This is a genomic window from Paludibacterium denitrificans, from assembly GCF_009707705.1.
GTDB classification, from domain to species: Bacteria; Pseudomonadota; Gammaproteobacteria; order Burkholderiales; family Chromobacteriaceae; genus Paludibacterium_A; species Paludibacterium_A denitrificans.
Map to the genome: position 1 here is coordinate 1,248,845 of NZ_WLYX01000001.1, position 16,686 is coordinate 1,265,530.

Here is a 16,686-nt window from a genome sequence, read left to right on the forward strand (position 1 = left end):
AACCCTGCAGCTGGCCCTGTCTTGTCAGCGGGCGACGATGTGCGCCCGGTCAAACCTTGTAACCGCGCATGATGCGGCGGTTTTCATAATCCACCCGCAACAGCACCGCCATCGAGATCAGGTTCAGCAACATGGCTGAACCGCCAAACGACATAAGCGGCAGGGTCAGGCCCTTGGTCGGCAGCAACCCCATGTTGACGCCAATGTTGAAGAACACCTGAATCCCCAGCCAGATGCCCACGCCCTGCGCCACCAGCGAGGCGTAGTAGCGTTCCAGCTTTTTCGATTCCACGCCGATGTGAAAGGCCCGGCGCACAATCCGGGCATACAGGCCGATCACCACGCAAATACCAAGAAAACCAAATTCTTCCGAAATCACCGCCATGATGAAGTCGGTATGTGCCTCCGGCAGGTAAAACAGCTTTTCCACGCTGCCGCCCAGCCCAACCCCCAGCCACTCGCCACGGCCGATGGCAATCAGCGAGTGCGACAGCTGATAGCCCTTGCCGTACGGGTCGTCCCACGGGTCCATGAAACCCAGCACGCGCTTGAGGCGATACGGTGAGGAAATGATCAACAGCACGATCGCCACCACCGCCATCACCGCCAGACCGGAGAAAATGCGCAGGTTGATGCCGCCCAGAAACAGCAGGCCCATGGCGATGCTCATCACCACCATCAGCGCGCCGAAGTCCGGCTCACGCAACAACAGGAAGGCCACCACCACCATGGCGGCAAACATCGGCAGGAAGCCCTCCTTGATGCTGTGCAACTTGTGGCTCTTACGCACCGTGTAATCGGCGGCGTACAGCACGGTGGCAAATTTCATGATTTCCGATGGCTGCAGGTTGAGCACCACCAGCGAAATCCAGCGCCGCGAACCGTTTACCACCCGGCCGATCCCCGGAATCAGCACCAACACCAGCAGCAGCACACCGATCAGGAACAGCTTGCCGGAATACTTCTCCCACATCGCTGTCGGAACCTGAAACGCCACATACCCGCCCACCAGACCAATGGTCATGAAGGCCACATGGCGAATCAGATAGAAATAACGGTTCTGCGTCGCCGCATCAGCCTCGGCATAGGCAATCGAGGCCGAATACACCATCACCAGGCTGATCGACAGCAACAGCGCAATCGCCCACATCAGTGCTTCATCCAGCACTGTCATGACGCCATGGCGACGTGCACTGTTGGCGATCATGCCGCGCTCTCGCTCTTGATCTGCTGCACGGTGTCGATGAACACCTGCGAGCGATGGGCATAATCGCGGAACATGTCCAGGCTGGCGCAAGCCGGTGACAGCAACACCACGTCACCGTTTTCGGCCAACCTGGCGGCTGCGCGCGTTGCCTGTTCCAGCGTGTCAAACTGCTCGACCGGGAACGGAGCCTCCGCCAGCGCGCTTGCAATACGCGGGCCGTCGCGGCCAATCAGTACCACTGCGCGGGCAATGCGTTCGCAGGCGGCACGCAGCGGGGTAAAGTCCTCGCCCTTGCCATCGCCACCGGCAATCAGCACCACCTTGCGCGTCATGCCATTGAGTGCGGCCTCGGTAGCGCCGACATTGGTACCTTTGGAATCATCGATGTACAGCACGCCCGCAAACTCATCGACCTTTTCCACCCGGTGTGCCAGCCCCTGAAAGGTTTTGAGGTTAGACGAGCAGGCCCGCCAGCGGCAAGCCAATGGCCTGGCACAGCCCGATGGCCGCCAGCGCGTTGGCCGCATTGTGCAGCCCCTGCAATTGCAGCTCGGCCGTCGCCAGTACCGCCTTGCCGTCCACCGTCAGCCAATGGCCATCGGCTTGTTCAGTCAGGCCATAATCGGCTTAGGCTGGGAAAGCGAGAACCACTTGACCGCATGACCCGGCCGCACCATGGCGCGAACCAGCGCGTCATCACGGTTCAGCACCTGCACGCCGTGGCCGTTGAACACGGCGGTTTTGGCGTGGGCATAGTCGAGCAGATCGTTGTAACGATTCAGGTGATCTTCGGAAATGTTCAACACCGTTGCGGCATCCGCCTGCAGGCTACGCGTGGTTTCCAGCTGAAAACTGGACAACTCCAGCACCCACACATCGGGCTGCTTGCGCTTGCTCACGCTGCAGCAGCGCGTCCAGCACAGCCAAGCCGATGTTGCCCGCCACTACGGTATCCAGACCGGCCTGCTGGCACAGGTGGCCGACCAGGCTGGTGACGGTGGTCTTGCCATTGGAGCCGCTGATGGCAATCACCTTGCTGCCATTGCCTAGCTAATGACGCGCCCGAGCAGCTCGACATCGCCCACCACCTCACCGCCAGCACGGGCGAAGTCAGCAATCGCCGGGGTGGCAACCGGGACACCGGGGCTGACCACCAGCATGTCGACATCGGCAAAGGTGGCCGCGCTGAACGGGCCACGGCGCACGTCGGCATCCGGCGCAAAGGCATGCAGTTCGGCCAACCTGGCTTCGGCAGGATTGACGTCGGCCACGCTCACGCGTGCGCCATGGGCCGCCAGATAGCGGGCCGCGGCCACGCCCGAGCCGCCCAGGCCCACAACCATGATGTGTCGGTTATCAAAACGCATGATTCGTCCTTGCCTCAACGCAGCTTGATGGTGGAAAGACCTGCCAGCACCAGCATCATGGTGATGATCCAGAAACGCACTACCACCTGCGTTTCCTTCCAGCCTTTCAATTCATAGTGATGGTGCAACGGCGCCATGCGGAACACGCGGCGGCCGGTGAGCTTGAACGAGGTCACCTGAATCATCACCGACAGCGCTTCCATCACAAACAGCCCGCCCATCACAAACAACACGATCTCCTGGCGCACGATCACAGCCACCGTGCCCAGCGCCGCGCCCAGTGCCAGCGCCCCGACATCGCCCATGAACACCTGGGCCGGGTAGGCGTTGAACCACAAGAAGCCGAGGCAGGCGCCGCACATGGCCGCGCAGAACACCACCACCTCATGCGCGCCGGGAATAAACGGCAGCGCCAGATAACGCGAGAACACGGCGTGGCTAAGCGATATAGGCAAAAATGGCCAACCCGGCGGCCACCAGTACCACCGGCAGGGCGGCCAAGCCGTCCAGACCGTCGGTCAGGTTGACCGCGTTGGAGGTACCGACGATGACGAAATAAGTCAGCACGCAAAACCCGATGGCACCCAGCGGATACACCACGTGCTTGAAGAACGGCACGATGAAGCTGGTGGATTCCGGCAGCTTGGCGGTCAGAATCAGAAACAGCCCGGCGCCAATGGCGATGGTCGATTGCCACAGCATCTTGAACTTGGCAGACACCCCGTGCGGGTCCTTGTACACCACCTTGCGCCAGTCATCGTAGAACCCCAATGCACCGGTACCGAACAGCACCGCCAGCAACAACCAGACATATTTGTTGGTCAAGTCCGACCACAACAACGTGGTCACGCCGATCGACATCAGGATCAGCGAGCCACCCATGGTCGGCGTGCCAGCCTTGACCAAATGCGTTTGCGGGCCGTCGGAACGAACCGCCTGACCAACCTTCAGTTCGGTCAGCTTGCGAATAACCCACGGCCCCAGCAGCAGCGAGATGGTCAGCGAAGTCAACGCTGCCATCACTGCGCGCAGGGTTACGTAGTTGAAAACATTAAAAGCACGGACATGTTCACCAAGCCATGCAGCCAGCCAAAGCAGCACGTTATATTCCCTTGTTCTGTTGTGTTACGGCGGTCAGATGATCGACCACCCGTTCCATGTGCATGAAGCGCGAGCCCTTCACCAACACGGACGTCCCGGCTTAAGCAAATGGCCGTCGAGATAGGTTTGCAAAGCCTCCAGTGTGGCAAACTGCTGCGCCCCGGCACCAAAAGCGGCCACCGCCTCGCCGGTCAGTTCCCCCACGCCCAGCAGGACGTCGATTCCCAGCGTGCGCGCATAAGCGCCCACCTCAGCATGCAGTGCCGGAGCGGTGGCGCCCAATTCACCAATATCGCCCATCACGAACCAGCGCGGCGCCTAAGAAGCGCGACAGCACCTCCAGCCCGGCCTTCATCGAATCCGGGTTGGCATTGTAGGTATCGTCAATCACCGTGACGCCATGCGGCGCCGTCTTCTGCTGCAAGCGGCCTTTTACCCCCGGCAAAGCTGCCAGCCCGGCAGCGATGTCGGTCAACGGCACATTCAGGGCCAAGGCGACACTGGTCGCCGCCAGCGCGTTGCGCACGTTGTGTTCACCCGGTGTCGGCAGGGTCACTTCCACTTCGACTTGCGGCGTCACCAGAACGAAACGGCTGTGCAGCGGCAACAATTCGATCGCGCGCGCCGTGATGTCTGCACCGGCGCTCAGGCCAAAGCGCAACTGGGTATGACTGGCGGCCGCAGCGTCGAAGATGGCCAGATTGGCATCATCGGCATTGAGCACGGCCACCCCGTCAGCCATCAGGCCTTCAAAGATTTCCGCCTTGGCACGCGCCACATCCGCCGTGTGGGCAAAATGGCCAACATGGGCGCGCATGGCGTTGTTCACCAGCGCGACCTGCGGCCGCAACAGCCCGGTCAGATAGCGCAACTCGCCGTGGTGGTTCATGCCCATTTCAATCACGGCATAGCGGTGCGCGGTGGTCAGCTGCAGCAAGGTCAGCGGCACGCCGATATCGTTGTTGAAGTTGCTTAAGCCGTCGCCAGAACCGCGTCAGCACCGGCGTGGCTACGCAGGATGGAGGCCACCATTTCCTTGACGGTGGTCTTGCCATTGGAACCGGTAATGCCGATACGTTTGAGTGGCAGGCTGGCGCACCAGCCTAGCGGCCAGTTGTCCCAGTGCCAGCCGGGTGTCCGCCACGCGAATCAGCGCGGCACCGGGCAAGACAAAATCCTGCCGTACCACGGCGGCAATGGCGCCTTTGGCGAGAACATCGGCCACAAAATCATGCGCATCGAAGCGCTCGCCCTTGAGCGCCACAAACAAATCACCGGGACGGATATCGCGGCTATCGGTCACCACGCGCAACAGTTCACCATCGGCCCCGTCGAGGGTGCCTTGGGCGAACGCGGCAGCGGTTTGCAAGGACATCATGCTTAAGCTGCTCCCAGACGGTGAGCGCTTCTTCCGCCACGCGGAAATCAGAGAACGGCCGCTTGACGCCACCGATGTCCTGATAATCTTCATGCCCCTTAAAGCAATTAGCACAATGTCACCCGCACGGGCGTGTGACACGGCCCAGCGGATGGCCAGTGCGCGGTCGACTTGCACCTGCGCCGGATGTGTCATGCTTACCAGCACGTCGTTGAGAATGGCTTGCGGGTCTTCGGTGCGCGGATTGTCGCTGGTGAGCACAGCCACGTCGGCCAGTCGCTCGGCAATGGCGCCCATCATCGGCCGCTTGCCCGGATCACGATCGCCGCCGCAGCCGAACACGCAATACAGTGTGCTGCTATACGGATTTCGGCCAACGTGGCCAGCGCTTTTTCCAGCGCATCCGGGGTGTGGGCATAGTCGATGACGATCAGCGGCTCATGCGCGCCGCCCAGACGCTGCATGCGACCGCGTCGCAGGCTGAATGCGCGACAGCACGCTGGCGGCGTCGGCCAGCGGCACGCCATTGGCGCACAGCGTAGCCAGACACGCCAGCAGGTTGGCGGCATTGAAGCGGCCCAGCTGGCTGGTGCGCAGTTCGGTCACGCCCCACGGCGTGGTCACTTGCAGTTGCAGGCCATCAAGGTTGGCCGAAAGGGAGAGCGGACGTACATCACCCTGCTCCAGCCCGTAACTGATGACGCGGGTTTGCTGGGCATCCAGCCCGGCGGCCAGTTCGCGACCAAAGGCATCGTCGACATTGATGACCGCGTGCTGCAGGCCTTCCCAGTAAAACAGTTTCTTCTTGGCGGCACCGTAGCGCTCCATGGTGCCGTGATAATCCAGATGGTCGCGCGTCAGATTGGTGAACACGGCAGTGGTAAAGCCCACGCCATGCACCCGGCACTGGTCGAGGCCATGACTGGAGACTTCCATGGTGACCACATGCGCGCCCTGACGACGGTATTCGGCCAACTTCTGCTGTACCGTCACCGGGTCCGGCGTGGTGTGCGTCGTTTGCGTCAGCGCGCCATAAAAACCGTTGCCGACGGTGCCGATCAGCGCCGCCTTCTGGCCCAGCAGCGAAAACGCCTGTGCCAGCCAGTGGGAAATGGACGTCTTGCCGTTGGTGCCGGTGATGCCGATCACCGTCATCGCCTGGCTCGGTTGGCCGTAGACATAGGCCGCCACAATGCTTAGCGCGTTCACGCAGGTTGGGCACGGCCAGATTGGGCACGGCCCATTCGGCCTGCCAGACAAAATCATCAGACGGGTCCCACAGCACGGCTACAGCGCCCTTGGCCAGCGCATCGGGGATGAAATCGCGGCCGTCGGTGTATTCTCCGCGGCACGCCGAGGAATACATCACCGGGCAAGACGCGACGGCTGTCGGCCTCCACCCGGGAGATGGCTAGTCCCAGTTTGTCGAGTTCTGCCGGATTCCAGTCCGGCAGCAGCGTCAATCGACTTTTCATGGTATCAGTTCGTCAAAAATCCACAGGTACCGGTGTGGATTCCGGTAACAACGTGTTGTTGGAAGGCTCATCCGGCTGCACGTTCAGCACACGCAACGCGCCACCGGCCACGGCCGAAAACACAGGTGCCGCCACGGCGCCACCGTAATATTTGCCAGCGGACGGCTCATCAATCATCACCGCCACAATCAGACGCGGGGCCTTGCCCGGCGCAAAACCGATGAACAACGCCCGGTGCTTGTTGGCGACATAACTGCGGCCCTCCAGCTTACGAGCCGTCCCACTCTTGCCGCCAATGCTGTAACCGATGATGCGGCCACCCACGGCGCCTCCGCCGGGCTGGCTGTTGGCCACCAGCAGATCGCGCATTTCACGCGCGGTTTTGGCGCTCAACACCCGTTTACCCGGCATCGGGTTGGCGGTGCGGTACAGCGACAGCGGCAGCAACACGCCGTCGTTGACAAAAATGGTATAAGCCCGCGCCATTTGCAGCAGGCTGACCGACACGCCGTAACCAAAAGACATGGTGGCCTGTTCAATCGGCCGCCACGATTTCCAGTTGCGCAAGCGGCCGCTGGCCTCGCCCGGGAACCCGGTGTTCGGCGCCCGGCCAAAGCCAAGCGAATCGTAGTAATTCCAGAAATCTTCCGGCGCATTCATCAGCGCCAGTTTGCTGGTGCCCACGTTACTCGACTTCTGAATGATGCCGAGAATGCCCGAGGCTGGCTTGCGGCGACACATCGCGGATCACCGCCGGGCCGATGTTGTAGCTGTGGGTATCCAGCACGGTGTTCAGATTGGCCTTGCCATTTTCCAGCGCCAGCGAAATCGACAGCGGCTTCATGGTGGAGCCCGGTTCAAACAGGTCGATCACCGCGCGGTTACGCAACATTTCCGGCGTGGTGCCCACCCGGTTGTTGGGGTTGAATGACGGGAAATTGGCCAAGGCCAGCAACTCGCCGGTGTGGGCATCCAGCACCACCACGCTCCCGGCCTTGGCCTGGTTTTCTTCCACTGCCGCTTTCAGCTCGCGGTAGGCCAGATACTGGATGCGATGGTCCACCGCCAGTGCCAGCGTCTGCCCGTCCTTGGGCGGCTCGATCGCGGCCACGTCTTCGATGATGTGGCCACGCCGGTCCTTGATCACCACACGACGGCCATCCTTGCCAGCGAGCATTTTTTCGCGCGCCAGCTCAACCCCTTCCTGACCTTTGCCGTCCACCCCGGTGAACCCGATGATGTGCGAAACAATCTCGCTTACCGGATAAAAACGGCGGAATTCCTGCTGTTTGGCAATGCCGGGGATCGCCAGCGCCATCACCTTGTTGGCCAGCTCCGGGCTGATCTGCCGTTTCAGGTAAACAAACTCGCGCTTGCGGTCCGACAGCTTGGCGGCCAACTCTTCCGGCGCCATGTCCAGCAAGCGCGCCAGTTCGCGCAGTTTGGCTGGCGGAACCGGTTCCATGTCCGCCGGACTAGCCCAGATGGTCTGCACCGGGCTGCTGATCGCCAGCGGCTCACCGTTGCGGTCGGTAATCACGCCGCGGTTAGCTTCCAGCGTCATGGCGCGGCGGAAACGCGCCTCGCCCTGGTTCTGCAGAAAATCCTGCTGCACCACCTGCAAATACATGGCTCGCAGAATCAACGCGGCAAACAGGCCGCCCAAAGCCAGCAAAACAAAACGCACACGCCCGGCGTCATGCGCAGGGCGGGGCTGGCAGCGGGAATACGCTGATTCATCGAGTAGACATTACGCATCAGGCACCACCTTTGGCCGAGATCACCTGGATCTGGCGCGGGTCAGGCACATGCATGCCCAAGCGACTGGAGGCGGCTTTTTCTATCACCGCATGCGCCCCCGGTACTTTGTTCCAGTTGCAACTGGCCATACTCCACCGCCAGCTGCTTGGCGGCTTTCTGTTCTTTCTGCATATCGCCATATAACTTGCGCGCAACATACTGCGAGGTCACCACCGACCAGGCGCAAAACACAACCAGCGCGAGCAAGATGGCGTTGAGGCGGTTCATGCGTCGATCTCCCGCCACGGCGCCGCCGTACGCTCGGCAATGCGCATGATGGCGCTACGCGAACGGGCGTTTTCGCGCACCTCTTCTGCACTGGCCCGCACCGGCTTGCCGACGGTTTTCAGTGGCGGGCGCGCCATGTCCTGCACCCGGACCATGGCCCAGGTTTTTCTTCGGAACTGGCATCGCGCAGGTAATTCTTGACGATGCGGTCTTCCAGCGAATGGAAGCTGATGATGGCCAGACGGCCACCTTCGGCCAACCTTCTGGCCGCTTGCGGCAGGGCTGCCTTCAGCTCTTCCAGTTCACGGTTCACGAAGATCCGGATCGCCTGGAAAGTGCGCGTAGCGGGGTCTTGACCCGGTTCGCGAGAATGGACGTTTTGCCCAACGAGCACGGCGAGCTCGCGCGTGGTCTGGATGGGGGCACTGTCGCGTTGCGCAACAATGGCTGCTGCGATCTTGCGAGCAAACCGCTCTTCACCATAAGTCTTGATGACCTCCCTGATATCGGCCTCGTCAGCGGTGGCCAGCCATTCCGCCGCAGTCATGCCGCGGCTGGTATCCATGCGCATGTCCAACGGCGCATCAAAGCGAAAACTGAAACCGCGTCGTCCGTCGTCAATCTGCGGCGACGACACGCCCAAATCCATCAATACGCCATCGACGGCGGCCACTCCGAGGCGATCGAGCTCGGCAGCAAACGCCTCGAAACCGTTATGCACAATGGTAAAACGTGGGTCCTGTTGCGCCAGTTGCTCCGCCACGGCAATCGCTTCCGGATCTTTGTCAAAGGCGATCAGGCACCCCTGCGGCCCCAGTTGCGACAGGATGGTAAGCTATGGCCGCCCCGGCCGAAGGTGCAGTCGACGTACACGCCATCCGGGCGGAGGGCGAGTGCGGCAACAGCTTCGGTCAACAGCACCGTGCGGTGCACAAACGGGGTAACGGTCACAGCGTGAAATCTCCAAGGTGTTGGGCCGAGGTCGGCCGGATCGATGGCCAGCGCGTCAGCGGTCTGGCTGTCCCATTCCTCGGCGTTCCACAGCTCGAAACGGTTGCCCATCCCGACCAGCGCCACGTCTTTATCGAGGCCAACCAGCTCGCGCAGGCGGGCAGGCAGCAAAATACGACCGGCGCTGTCCATCTCCAGCGTTTCCGCATGGCCAAGCATCAGTCGTTGATAGCGTTTCAAGGAAGGATTACCGGTAGGCAGCGCCAACAGACGGGCTTCCACTGGCCGCCAGTTGGGTTCGGGATAAATGAGCAGATGATCGGAGGACTCGAGGGTAACCACTAGCGTGTGTCCGAACGAGGACAGCAGGGTCTCACGGTGCTTGGCCGGAATAGCCAAGCGGCCCTTGCTATCAAGAGACACCGTACTGACACCACCTATCATGATCTGGCCACGCCGCCTTAAAAGTTAAGGGGCTCCCGCCCCACTTTTCCCCACTTTTCCCCACTTTCCGCCACTATAAGGAAATAAGCGCAGCGAGGTCAACACAGCGCGGAGCTAATTAGTCTTTTGCGACAAGGACTTAGACCGAGCAAAACAGGCCGATATGTTAAGCAAATCAGGGAGTTAAAAACCGCTGTGAAAGTGAGATGTGAAAAGCAGGAAAACAACACCGGCAAAAACCATGACAAATAACTTTATCGCCACCCAAGGTTGGCCGAACGACCAAACAAACACCGCCCGATGACACGCTAACGGCGTCATCGGGTGGCAAACCGGGTTTCACACCCCGGTTCAGGCCAGTTTCTGGCGCAGAATATCCTGTACTTGTGCCGGATTGGCCTTGCCCTTGGAGGCCTTCATCACCTGCCCGGCCAAGGCATTCAGCGCCTTTTCCTTAGGCGCGGAATTCTTCCACCGCCTTGGGATTGGCGGCAATGGCGTCTTCCACCATCTTTTCGATGGCGCCCACATCCGACACCTGCTTCAGACCATCGCGTTCGATGATGGCATCGGCCGACAAGTCGCTGTCCCACATGGCATCAAACACCTGCTTGGCCAGCTTGTTGGACAAGGTATTGTCGGCAATGCGCAGAAGCAGGCCGGTGAGGCGTTCGGCGGTAATCGGGCACTCGCCGATTTCCTTGCCATCACGATTGAGGCGCGCGGCGATTTCACCGTTGACCCAGTTGGCGGCCAGCTTGCCCGGCCGGATGCCTCGGCGACGGCTTCGAAGTATTCCGCCGTGGCACGGCTGCCGGTCAGCAGCGCGGCATCGTAGGCCGACACACCGAAGGTTTCGACAAAACGCGCCTTCATCGCCGTCGGCAGTTCCGGCATTTCGCGACGGATGCGTTCGATCTGTTCGTCGGCAATGCGCACCGGCAGCAAGTCCGGATCGGGGAAGTAGCGGTAATCGTGCGCGTCTTCCTTGCTGCGCATCATGCGGGTTTCGCCGCTATCCGGGTCGAACAGCACGGTGGCCTGCTCAACGCGGCAGCCGTCTTCCAGCGTGTCGATCTGCCACTGGATTTCGTACTTGATGGCCTGCTCGAGGAAACGGAACGAGTTGAGGTTCTTGATTTCGCGCCGGGTGCCAAACTCCTGTTGGCCGAACGGACGCACGGAGACGTTGGCATCCACGCGGAAGCTGCCTTCCTGCATGTTGCCGTCGCAGATGCCCAGCCACATCACCAGACTGTGCAGCGCGCGGGCGTAGGCCACGGCTTCTTCCGGCGAGCGCATGTCCGGCTCGGACACCACTTCCAGCAACGGAGTGCCGCGGTTAAGGTCGATACCGGTCATGCCACGGAAGTCTTCGTGCAGCGATTTGCCTAAGCATCTTCTTCCATGTGCGCGCGCGTCAGGCGCACCAGTTTTTCTTCTTCGCCCACCAGAATCGGCAGCACGCCGCCTTCAACAATCGGCAGCTCCATCTGGCTGATCTGGTAGCCCTTGGGCAAATCGGGGTAGAAGTAGTTTTTGCGGGCAAAAACGTTGGTCTGGTTGATCTTGGAACCCAGCGCCAGCCCCGGGCGGATGGCTTTTTCCACCACGGCCTTGTTCAATACCGGCAGCACACCGGGGAATGCCAGTTCCACAGCAGACGCCTGCGTGTTGGGCTCGGCACCAAACGCCGTGCTGGCGCCGGAGAAAATCTTGGAAACGGTGTTGAGTTGCACATGCACCTCAAGACCGATGACGACTTCCCATTTCATGATTGGAAAATCCTTCTTAGCAATTCGTGTCGATCACCGTGTCAATGCAGCGCCACGCACCACATTGGCCACGAAGATCCGATAAGGGTGGATTACAGCGCAGGAGCGCGGCGGTGCCAGTCGGTCGCCAACTGGAACTGGTGCGCCACGTTCAGCATCTTGGCTTCGCCAAAGTAATTGCCGATGATCTGCAAACCGATCGGGCGGCCATTGGCGGCAAACCCGGCTTTAGCACGCTCATGCCGGGCAAACCGGCCAGATTGACCGACAGCGTGTAGATATCAGACAGATACATCTGCACCGGGTCGCCGGATTTTTCACCGATATCAAACGCGGCAGTCGGCGCCACCGGCCCGAGGATCACGTCACACTGTTCGAAAGCGGCCTTGAAGTCGTTGGCGATCAGGCGGCGAATCTTCTGCGCCTTGAGGTAGTAGGCATCGTAGTAGCCATGGCTGAGCACGTAGCTGCCCACCAGAATACGGCGCTTGACCTCGGCGCCAAAGCCTTCGGCACGGGTCTTCTCGTACATGTCGACCAGATCTTTGTACTCGGCTGCGCGGTGACCATAGCGCACGCCGTCGTAGCGCGACAGGTTGGTGGAAGCTTCAGCCGGGGCAATCACGTAGTAGGCCGGGATGGACAGTTCGGTATTGGGCAGACTGATGTCCACCACCTGCGCACCCTGTTTTTTCAACTCGGCAATGGCGTCTTCGATCACCTTGGCGACATCGGCCGACAAACCTGCGGCGAAGTACTCGCGCGGCAGGCCGATTCTCAGACCGGCCAGCGGCTGGTTGAGGTCACGGGTGTAGTCTTCCTTGCTGCGCTCCAGACTAGTGGAATCGCGCGCATCGAAGCTACCATGACATTGAGCATCAAGGCGCAGTCTTCAGCGGTCTGGGCGATCGGGCCACCCTGATCCAGCGACGAGGCATAGGCCACCATGCCATAGCGCGATACCACGCCATAGGTCGGCTTCAGACCGGTTACGCCACAGTGCGAGGCTTACTGGCGAATCGAACCACCGGTATCGGTGGCGGTAGCCACCGGCGTCAGGCGCGCGGCCACCGCCGCAGCGGAACCACCGGAGGAGCCACCGGGAATGGCCTTGATATCCCACGGGTTTTTCACTACACCGTAGTACGAGTTTTCGTTGGACGAGCCCATGGCGAATTCGTCCATGTTGGTGCGACCCAGCGTCACCAGCCCGGCCGCGCGGCACTGCTCGACCACATGCGCGTCATAGGGCGAGATGAAGTTGTCCAGCATGCGCGAGCCACAGCTGGTTTTCCAGCCTTGCTGACAGAAGATGTCCTTGTAAGCCATCGGCACGCCGGTGAGCGGCCCGGCCTGACCGGCGGCACGGCGCGCATCGGCGGCAGCCGCTTCGTCCAGGGTTTTGGTACGGTCAACCGTGATGAAGGCATTGAGCACGGGGTTGAGCGCCTCGATGCGGTCGAGGTACTGCGTGGCCAGTTCGACGCTGGACGCCTCGCCAGCCGCGAGTTGCTGCGACAATTCCTTGAGGGTGGCGTTAATCATTTCGTCTTGGTATCCGGTTATGCTTGGCTCCACGATACGAGGCACCGTGGGCGCAAGGTTGGCCGAACTGCCCCGGCAGGGCGGGGAACTTGTCCGGCTTCAGGCTATCTGGGTAATGCCATGCGGCGCACGGCCGCGATGGTTTATTCGATCACTTTGGGAACAAGGAACAAGCCTTTTTCCACGGGGCGCCACCGCCCGGAATGCGGCGCGGCGATCGGTTTCGGTCACGACGTCGTCACGCAGGCGCAGGCCAACATCCTGCGGGTGCGCCATGGGTTCGATTCCGTCGGTGTTGACGGCCTGCATCTTCTCGATCAGGCCAAAAATGTTGTTGAGCTGGCTGCCTACCGCCTCGATTTCTTCGTCGGTGACGCTGATGCGGGCCAGCTTGGCAATGCGCGCGACATCCTGATGTGACAGCGACATGGTGTCCTCGTTAAAACCTTTAATATTTCAAGCTTTATAGGGTATCATAGCAAGTTTGATTCTCCCAAGAATGACATCACAACGACAGGCGTTGCCCGCGGTGATTTTTTGCTGTCACGGCCCGCTACATCCACGCCATGTCGCGGTGATAAAAAGGAAGCCTTCCGACGCCGTTACCAACGGCCAGATGGCGGCCGGGCCGGTATATCACGGCGGGCACACGCCCGGGTCCTCTACCACGCCACCGTCTTTGGCTCATGCAGCGGCAAGGTGGACTTTAGCCCAACACTGACAGGATTTGACAGGCGCGCCCAGCGCCCGAACCGACGGAAACTACCAGGACCGCCCCCCATGTTTCGTTCGCTGACCGGATACTTCTCCAACGATATCGCCATTGACCTTGGCACCGCCAACACTTTGATCTACATGCGCGGCAAGGGCATTGTGCTTGATGAACCGTCCGTTGTGGCCATCCACAACGATGCTCCGACCAACAAGAAATCCATCCGGCCGTGGGCCCGGAAGCCAAGAAAATGCTGGGCCGCACGCCGGGCAGCATTCAGGCCATTCGCCCGATGAAAGACGGCGTGATCGCCGATTTCACCGTGACCGAACAGATGCTCAAGCAGTTCATCAAGAAGGTCACCCCCAGCCGCTTCTTCTCTGCCAGCCCGCGTATCGTGATCTGCGTACCGTGCGGCTCCACCCGAGTGGAACGCAAGGCCATCCGTGACTCCGCGCTTGCCGCGGGCGCACGCCGCGTGGAACTGATCGAAGAGCCGATGGCAGCCGCCATCGGTTAAGCCTGCCGGTGGAAGAACCGACCGGTTCGATGGTGGTGGACATCGGTGGCGGCACCACCGAAGTGGGCGTGATCTCGCTGGGTGGCGTGGTGTACTCCAACTCGGTACGCGTAGGTGGCGACAAGTTTGACGAAGCCATCATCAACTACATCCGCCGCAACTACGGCATGTTGATTGGCGAAACCACCGCCGAAGACATCAAGAAAAACATCGGCTCCGCCTTCCCGGGCGCCGAAGTGCGCGAAATGGAAGTCAAGGGCCGCAATCTGGCCGAAGGCATCCCGCGCGCCTTTACCGTTTCTTCCAACGAAATTCTGGAAGCGCTGACCGAGCCGCTGAACCAGATCGTGTCGGCGGTGAAGATTGCGCTGGAACAAACTCCGCCGGAACTGGGTGCCGATATTGCCGAAAAAGGCATGGTACTGACCGGTGGTGGCGCGCTGCTGAAAGATATCGACCGCCTGTTGGCCGAAGAAACCGGCCTGCCTGTGTTCGTGGCCGACGAACCGCTGACCTGCGTGGTACGCGGCTCGGGCAAGGCGCTGGAAAAAATGGACAAGCTCGGCACCATTTTCACCAACGTGCCCTGACCGACGAGTCGGCTTTATGGCGCATCGCCCCGCGCTGGCCTGGTATGGCGTAACCCGCTCGGCACCTGTTGGTGTCTTGGCCGGGAAACGCCATCCGTGGTCAGGGGCGTTGCACCACGACCGACCCCGTAACTCTGTACTCTTACGCCATGCCGACAAGGGGTGGCGTGTCTGCTGATGGACTTTGCCAACACACCCAGCTTTTTCCGCTCCGGCCCGCGCCCGGCCACACGTCTGGCGCTGTGCGTGCTGGCGTCGGTGGCCCTCCTGATTGGCGACAGCCGTTACAACCTGATGGAGCATGCGCGTGAAGGCTTGTCGCTGGCGCTCTATCCGGTGCAACGGGCCGTGAACATGCCGGTCAGCGCCGCCCGCCATGTCAGCGACTTCTTCACCTCGCAAGCAGAACTGAAAGCCGAAAACGACACCCTGCGCACGCGCCAACTGCAAATGGCCGCGCGTCAGGCACGGCTGGAAACGGTGGAGCGTGAACTGAACGAGCTGCGCGCGCTCAATAACATCAAGGCCAGCCGTGACGATACCGCGCAGTTGGCCGAAACCCTCTATACCGGCCGTGACCCGTTCTCCTACAAGATCATTATCGATAAAGGCGCTGATGCGGCGCTGACGCCCGGCCAGCCGGTGGTGGACAGCAAGGGGCTGATCGGCCGAGGTGACCCGGGTGCAACCGCTGACCGCCGAAGTGACGCTGATCATCGACAAGAACCAGATGGTGCCGGTGATGATTCAGCGCACCGGCGCGCGGGCCATTCTGTACGGCTACGGCGGCGGCGTGGAGATCCGTTATTTGCCGCTGCATGCCGACATCAAGGAGCATGACGTGATCGTCACCTCCGGCATCGACGGGCTGTATCCGGAAGGCATTCCGGTGGCCACCATCAGCAAGGTTGAACGCAATGCCGGGGCGGCATTTGCCCGCGTTTCCAGCTTGCCGCAGGCCGTGCAACAGGCGCGCTTCGTGCTGGTACTCAAGCAAAAAGGCCAGACGACCAGCACGCCCGGCGGAAGCCGCCAAGCCGGTGACCAAGAAAACCAAGGGCGGCAAACGCGCCGCCTCGGAGTGAGCATGTCGTTTGATCGACCCAAAGAACTACTCAAGCCGGTAAAGCGCCGCTTTATCCTGCTTACCTTCATGCTGGCCGTGCTGGTGGAGCTGATCCCGCTGCCGGTGGGTTCCACCCGCTGGCTGCCGGATTTCATCAGCCTGTTGCTGTTGTACTGGATCATCAACCAGCCGCGCCGGGTGAATGTCGGCACCGCCTTCATTCTGGGGCTGGTGGCGGATGTCTCCACCGCCGGGCTGTTCGGCCAACATGCGCTGGCCTATTCCATCACCGGCTATCTGGCACTGATGCGTCAGAGCCAGCTGGTGATGTTCAACCCGGGACAACAGGCGCTAGCGGTGCTGGGGCTGATGCTCACCAACCAGGCCATCATGGTGGTGGTGCGCATGCTGACCGGTTCGGCCTTTGTCGGCTGGGGCTACTTCCTGCCGCCGCTGATCGGCGCCCTGCTGTGGCCGCTGCTGACCAAACTGCTGCTGGTGCCTTACCAGAACCATTCCGTATAAAC

At 61.0% G+C, this 16,686-nt stretch carries 9 protein-coding genes and 10 pseudogenes; 3 read left to right on the forward strand and 16 right to left on the reverse strand.

Annotated elements, in window-relative coordinates:
• Positions 1–49: 49 nt before the first annotated feature.
• From ftsW to gatC, 16 genes and pseudogenes are all read right to left on the reverse strand, one after another.
• Positions 50–1,207 (reverse strand): putative lipid II flippase FtsW, encoded by a 1,158-nt coding sequence (ftsW, locus tag GKE73_RS08350; RefSeq protein ID WP_230369717.1) that lies wholly within the window; start codon positions 1,205–1,207, stop codon positions 50–52.
• Positions 1,204–2,574 (reverse strand): annotated as a pseudogene (gene murD / locus GKE73_RS08355) (UDP-N-acetylmuramoyl-L-alanine--D-glutamate ligase). The gene ftsW and the pseudogene murD overlap by 4 nt, the downstream one beginning before the upstream one ends.
• A gap of 14 nt (positions 2,575–2,588) precedes the next feature.
• Positions 2,589–3,675 (reverse strand): annotated as a pseudogene (gene mraY, locus GKE73_RS08360) (phospho-N-acetylmuramoyl-pentapeptide-transferase).
• Between the two features lie 78 nt (positions 3,676–3,753).
• A complete protein-coding gene (locus tag GKE73_RS26960) occupies positions 3,754–3,978 on the reverse strand; it encodes a hypothetical protein (protein WP_312854406.1) in 225 nt (74 codons plus the stop codon).
• Positions 3,959–4,636, reverse strand: a pseudogene (locus GKE73_RS26965) (UDP-N-acetylmuramoyl-tripeptide--D-alanyl-D-alanine ligase); the annotation flags it as partial. The gene GKE73_RS26960 and the pseudogene GKE73_RS26965, both read right to left, overlap by 20 nt.
• Before the next feature lie 11 nt (positions 4,637–4,647).
• Entirely contained in the window at positions 4,648–4,707 is a 60-nt protein-coding gene (locus GKE73_RS26970) for a hypothetical protein (RefSeq protein WP_512698918.1), read from the reverse strand.
• Positions 4,685–5,053: a Mur ligase domain-containing protein gene (locus GKE73_RS26975; RefSeq protein ID WP_512698919.1), complete on the reverse strand. Its 369-nt coding sequence runs from the start codon at positions 5,051–5,053 to the stop codon at positions 4,685–4,687. The genes GKE73_RS26970 and GKE73_RS26975 overlap by 23 nt, the downstream gene beginning before the upstream one ends.
• A pseudogene (locus tag GKE73_RS25540) lies at positions 4,992–6,528 on the reverse strand (UDP-N-acetylmuramoyl-L-alanyl-D-glutamate--2,6-diaminopimelate ligase). Before GKE73_RS25540 ends, GKE73_RS26975 begins: the two are co-directional and overlap by 62 nt.
• A gap of 12 nt (positions 6,529–6,540) precedes the next feature.
• Positions 6,541–7,212 (reverse strand): penicillin-binding transpeptidase domain-containing protein, encoded by a 672-nt coding sequence (locus GKE73_RS23005; RefSeq protein WP_312854407.1) that lies wholly within the window; start codon positions 7,210–7,212, stop codon positions 6,541–6,543.
• A 1-nt stretch (position 7,213) separates the two neighbouring features.
• Positions 7,214–8,215, reverse strand: a complete 1,002-nt coding sequence (locus GKE73_RS23010) for a peptidoglycan D,D-transpeptidase FtsI family protein (protein ID WP_312854408.1) — start codon at positions 8,213–8,215, stop codon at positions 7,214–7,216.
• A gap of 113 nt (positions 8,216–8,328) precedes the next feature.
• Complete coding sequence (gene ftsL / locus GKE73_RS08390; RefSeq protein WP_230369720.1) at positions 8,329–8,556, reverse strand: cell division protein FtsL; 228 nt, start codon at positions 8,554–8,556, stop codon at positions 8,329–8,331.
• Positions 8,553–9,507, reverse strand: a pseudogene (gene rsmH, locus GKE73_RS08395) (16S rRNA (cytosine(1402)-N(4))-methyltransferase RsmH). Before rsmH ends, ftsL begins: the two are co-directional and overlap by 4 nt.
• Positions 9,504–9,951: pseudogene (gene mraZ / locus GKE73_RS08400) on the reverse strand (division/cell wall cluster transcriptional repressor MraZ). Before mraZ ends, rsmH begins: the two co-directional pseudogenes overlap by 4 nt.
• A 351-nt stretch (positions 9,952–10,302) precedes the next feature.
• A pseudogene (gene gatB / locus GKE73_RS08405) lies at positions 10,303–11,726 on the reverse strand (Asp-tRNA(Asn)/Glu-tRNA(Gln) amidotransferase subunit GatB).
• 151 nt (positions 11,727–11,877) lie between these two features.
• Positions 11,878–13,271, reverse strand: a pseudogene (gene gatA, locus GKE73_RS08410) (Asp-tRNA(Asn)/Glu-tRNA(Gln) amidotransferase subunit GatA).
• Positions 13,272–13,414: 143 nt separating this feature from the next.
• Positions 13,415–13,700: pseudogene (gene gatC / locus GKE73_RS08415) on the reverse strand (Asp-tRNA(Asn)/Glu-tRNA(Gln) amidotransferase subunit GatC).
• A 351-nt stretch (positions 13,701–14,051) separates the two neighbouring features.
• Between gatC and GKE73_RS08420 the strand changes: the two are divergent.
• The 3 genes and pseudogenes from GKE73_RS08420 (at position 14,052) to mreD (ending at position 16,684) form a co-directional block, all read left to right on the forward strand.
• A pseudogene (locus GKE73_RS08420) lies at positions 14,052–15,093 on the forward strand (rod shape-determining protein).
• Positions 15,094–15,255: 162 nt separating this feature from the next.
• The gene (mreC, locus tag GKE73_RS08425; protein WP_230369721.1) at positions 15,256–15,933 is read left to right on the forward strand and encodes a rod shape-determining protein MreC; all 678 of its coding nucleotides are present in this window, start codon (positions 15,256–15,258) and stop codon (positions 15,931–15,933) included.
• Positions 15,824–16,684: a rod shape-determining protein MreD gene (mreD, locus tag GKE73_RS08430; RefSeq protein WP_230371442.1), complete on the forward strand. Its 861-nt coding sequence runs from the start codon at positions 15,824–15,826 to the stop codon at positions 16,682–16,684. Before mreC ends, mreD begins: the two co-directional genes overlap by 110 nt.
• The last annotated feature ends 2 nt before the right edge of the window (positions 16,685–16,686 follow it).